At 37.1% G+C, this 3,929-nt stretch carries 5 protein-coding genes; 2 read left to right on the top strand and 3 right to left on the bottom strand.

All coding sequences use genetic code 11. The annotated features are described in order from the left end of the window. Window positions 1-515: 515 nt before the first annotated feature. Window positions 516-665, bottom strand: coding sequence for a hypothetical protein (locus GNF10_RS35695; RefSeq protein WP_185593287.1), 150 nt, complete (start codon window positions 663-665; stop codon window positions 516-518). A gap of 329 nt (window positions 666-994) precedes the next feature. Here GNF10_RS35695 and GNF10_RS35690 point away from each other — a divergent pair, with 329 nt between their 5' ends. After that, complete coding sequence (locus tag GNF10_RS35690; protein WP_185588035.1) at window positions 995-1,663, top strand: hypothetical protein; 669 nt, start codon at window positions 995-997, stop codon at window positions 1,661-1,663. Here the strand turns inward: GNF10_RS35690 and GNF10_RS35685 are convergent. Both GNF10_RS35685 and GNF10_RS35680 read right to left on the bottom strand, forming a co-directional pair. Then, complete coding sequence (locus GNF10_RS35685) at window positions 1,660-1,935, bottom strand: hypothetical protein (protein ID WP_185588037.1); 276 nt, start codon at window positions 1,933-1,935, stop codon at window positions 1,660-1,662. The two genes, GNF10_RS35690 and GNF10_RS35685, sit on opposite strands and share 4 nt — an antisense overlap. A 201-nt stretch (window positions 1,936-2,136) precedes the next feature. Continuing rightward, complete coding sequence (locus GNF10_RS35680) at window positions 2,137-2,709, bottom strand: hypothetical protein (protein WP_185588039.1); 573 nt, start codon at window positions 2,707-2,709, stop codon at window positions 2,137-2,139. Window positions 2,710-3,252: 543 nt separating this feature from the next. Here GNF10_RS35680 and GNF10_RS35675 point away from each other — a divergent pair. After that, on the top strand, window positions 3,253-3,684 hold the full coding sequence (locus GNF10_RS35675) for an I66 family serine proteinase inhibitor (RefSeq protein ID WP_185607433.1): 432 nt from the start codon (window positions 3,253-3,255) through the stop codon (window positions 3,682-3,684). Window positions 3,685-3,929 lie beyond the last annotated feature (245 nt).

The following is a 3,929-nucleotide window of genomic DNA, read 5'->3' as shown; positions in this document are numbered from 1 at the left end:
ATCATTATGGGATCGTATTTAATACTAGTAATCGTACTTAAACTATAGGTAACATTTTTTATTAAAAACTTGTAAAAGTATTTTTTATAAACCACATATTAAATTTTATATCACAGCCTAACCCATCAACTAGCTTGACGATTATTTACTGAGTATAGGATTTAGAGTGTGCTTAGACGTGCGACTTTCAGAGAAAAACAGATAAAAATCACATGAAAGTCAGAATCTATTATTTTTAACAATCCTTGCAGGATAAGGATTATAGCAATTTTAATAAATTAAAAACAATGTTAAATACCATATAAAAAATAGTATATTTAATTTCCTGCAACTACGAAAGTAAAACCCAAAGTAAAGACTGTAAAGACTGAAGAGACGGTGTAATAGTTAGAATGACCCATAAACTAGAATAGACAACCTTGTTTGGGAAGGTTGCCTATTAGTGGTCTTTTAAGCTAATCTCAGAACAACATTATAATCAAAGTCTCTTGTCAGTCAATCTGATAAGAGGCTTTTTATTTAAGCAAGTAACCTAAATACCCAGCAAAAAATAGCTTAGAATATTCAAGTAGTACAGTTTGGGCTTGGGTATCTACCACGCTACGCATAGCTAACACCACAAAAACCATAGAAAACATTACAAACAAAATAGTTTGTTTGTTCATAAATCTCCTAAACTTTGATACTTAAATATAATCGCACGTACACTACGATTATCAATAAATCAAGGGACAGTTAGTAAAGTGGTACACTAAAATTTGTAAAGTTTTGCTAAGTCATTTTATAAAGTATCAATACCTTATTATGTAGAGTATATTATAGTCATTTAAACTACTGAAAAAAGAATGGTAGACAGCCTTTCCGAAAATGACGATAAAACCAGTCAATAAAAAAACGAAATTGATAATGAGCTAGGGGTAAGCTATGTCTACCCCAAAATCGGACATACTAGAATGAGTTATTCTCATTAACTTCAAGTACAGTCCTGTTTATTGTGGATGCCAATTCAATTTTGCAGCAAGCTTTAAGTGACTTCTGCTCACAAGTGCTTCTTGATACAAGTTTTGTGGCGAAGGCGTTTAAGCAGATACATCAGATGAAGCGGGAGTTTGGAGAAGGGTATGCCTTAATTAATGTTGGAGAGTTTCACCCAGACAAAGACTCGTTCATTTACCCAAATAAAGATGGACTTGAGACTTTGTGGCTGGATGAATCAACAACTCATAAATACCTAAATAAAGAAATTGCCACTAACGTTTTGAATGTTGTTGATTTGGAATCCTGCCCAGATCACCAGGAAGTTTTCATTTTCATGGGGAGTATTGATAATGGTGATGCTGTAAAAGTTGGTCGATACAGTATAGCTGTCATGAGTTTCAATGTTGCTGACCCCTACCGCATCAAACCCTCATCAATTACATCTAAGCAAATTGAAAAACGGTTGCGACGGATGGCGAATAGCGGAGTCCGTCTGTTAATTCTCGATACCTCTAATCCTGATTTTATGGGTAAGAACCTAGCATTATGGCTGCGTGAAATCAAAAGGTTAGGAAAAAACGCCTCTCAACACTTTAGCGTCATGATAGATGCTACTGATGAGTTTCCAGCAGAACTCCCGCCGGATTTGCAATCGGACTGCTGGACTATCAGGTTTGGCAATTAGTCCGCGACTGCATTACACGTTTTAGACTTCTTCTGCGGTTCGGCAACTATTGGCAGAGGCTTATTTACCAGCCGTTGCCTCAGTTTCAAACCTTGTGAGGAGCGCAACCGACGGGTGTAGCACGGTACTGGTGCAACTACTGTGCCATCTGTTTGGATGACTTCGATTTGACTGTAAGCTTCATCAACTTCTTTCAAGTCTTTACTATGCCCATGAAACACTCGTTCCAGTGTTTCTCCTAGATTCTGTAGTAGATGAGGTATAACAATCATTGGAACAGAAAGCCGGATTAAGCTTAAAGTTTTATTACATAAAAATTTTATCTAAAGTTGTAGTAGCTCACTTGGATAATCCTCAAGTAATCCCTTAATACGAAATCAAGGGTTTTAGCGTCTAAAAACTTTTGTAATATTTATGTTATGGGGCTGCTCTCTGTTTTCTATTCCAATACTGTTGTTGAGGGATGAAAAAGTCTATATAAATATTAGCGTTACAGGCCCACTAATTTGATTCACACCATCAGGAAAATTGCATTGTGTTAGAGCCAAAGTATACTGGATGCCGGTCACCAGTACCTTTTTACCAGTAAACTTGCCAGCGATAACGCTTCCACTCAACGTTATAACGATTTGCCCCTGTTGCTTAACTTCGTTGATATATGTATAACTTACTGTGCTGGATGAACCATCATTCCAATTATACGTAGCGGTGTAAGGGTTTAAAGGACTTAAGTTACTACAGGAAATTTGACTTTGATAAGTAGCGGTGTAGCTCCCCGATACAATTTGTGGTTGGCTAAGAGAATTGCAGACAGTAAACGTAGTGTTGACAGTAACTGTTGTTTGTTTTGGTACTGAAGTTAGCCCTGGGGAATAAGTGTTTGTATTTTCTCCTACACACTCAAGACCTAAAATTGGATTAAGTAGGGCATCAGCCTTTTGCCCCATCAAGTTGAATTCAACCCCAAGCATTGCAGATGCAATGGTACAGGCAAGAGCAGACAGTGTACAGCGCTTAACGAAATTTTCTTTAACCAATGATGCCATAGGATGAATTTTTTGTTTTGGTAGATATATGTAAAAACGTTTCTGATTCTGATATGGATATATTGCTAGAACAATGCTCTTCCTTGTGCGTGAGAGTAAGCATGAATGTCTATAGGTAAAATCTCGTTTTTTTTTTTTAAAGACAAGGACAGTTAAGACAGTTAAGCAAACATTTAAATAACCTTTACATAGCAGTCTAATTGCTTTATATTAAATTCACAAAAGCCTACTAAGTGGATGCCTAAGCCAGAAAGTCACCTCTCTGACTTTCTGGCTTAGGCATCCATATACAGACTCAGTATAAAGTTTCCAACTGCGCTATTGTGGGTTTCATTCGTTGGTAATTTTTAAAACTTTCCATTTTTAGCGTGAAAATATAGCCTCTGTTAAATGGTTATTCAGATTATTTGACAGGCTAGAGTTAAAAACTGACTCTAGCCTTTAAATTATATTTTTATTGTGTATTTGCTTAACTGTCTTAACTGTCCTTGTCTTTACATAAAAGGTATGAAAATATGTTGATAATAAATTAAAAGAAACAATATGCCTACTCTAAATGGAAGTTACCTTCTGATAGCTGTCAAATATCCAACAGGAGTGATCGACGACAAGATTTTCGCGTTGATTCTCGACAACCCGCCCCCAGAGGAATGGCTGATCACCCCAGTTGTCGGAAGCAATGAAGGCGTGGTAACAATCCAAACATCCGACCGCTCCAAAGCGTGGACAGTTCCCAGCGACAAAGAGCAGGAGCAAATCACGGTTAAGAGCTTTGACTCCAACTCGCCCGCGCCGAACCAGATATTTCGCATCGTACAGCCTGAAATCGATTCAGGCCGAATCCAGATAGTGACGAATAGCTCCGGCTACATCATTGGAAGAAATCGTATGGAGGATCTGTCTGTCATGCCCAAACGCATCGTAAGCCGCCCAGATAGCCCTGAAAACACGCTATGGCTGGTACAACCTTTGTAGGACTGTAGTCTATTTTCAGTAGTGTAATACGCGCTTAAGCCTTACTGTGCTATTATTTCACCTTGATGTCGCCAAACTACTATTTTCCGACTTTTTAACCTAGATGTCTATTATTTTTTTGAACGAAACAACGTCAGCGTTCGCTTGATGGAACTAGTCATTCTTAAATAACTAATTTATAATGCGTGTTAAAAATATATTTTTTATATAAATTTTATAGACTTACTTAAATAATATATATATAC

This window comes from Nostoc sp. UCD121 (genome assembly GCF_014222285.1).
Lineage (GTDB): Bacteria > Cyanobacteriota > Cyanobacteriia > Cyanobacteriales > Nostocaceae > Nostoc.
This window is presented reverse-complemented; position numbering and strand designations above follow the sequence as displayed.

Excerpts from the sequence above, each read along its gene's own strand:
- GNF10_RS35695 (WP_185593287.1), bottom strand. The coding sequence starts at position 665 with ATGAACAAACAAACTATTTTGTTTGTAATGTTTTCTATGGTTTTTGTG.
- GNF10_RS35685 (WP_185588037.1), bottom strand. The coding sequence starts at position 1,935 with ATGATTGTTATACCTCATCTACTACAGAATCTAGGAGAAACACTGGAA.
- GNF10_RS35680 (WP_185588039.1), bottom strand. The coding sequence starts at position 2,709 with ATGGCATCATTGGTTAAAGAAAATTTCGTTAAGCGCTGTACACTGTCT.
- GNF10_RS35675 (WP_185607433.1), top strand. The coding sequence starts at position 3,253 with ATGCCTACTCTAAATGGAAGTTACCTTCTGATAGCTGTCAAATATCCA.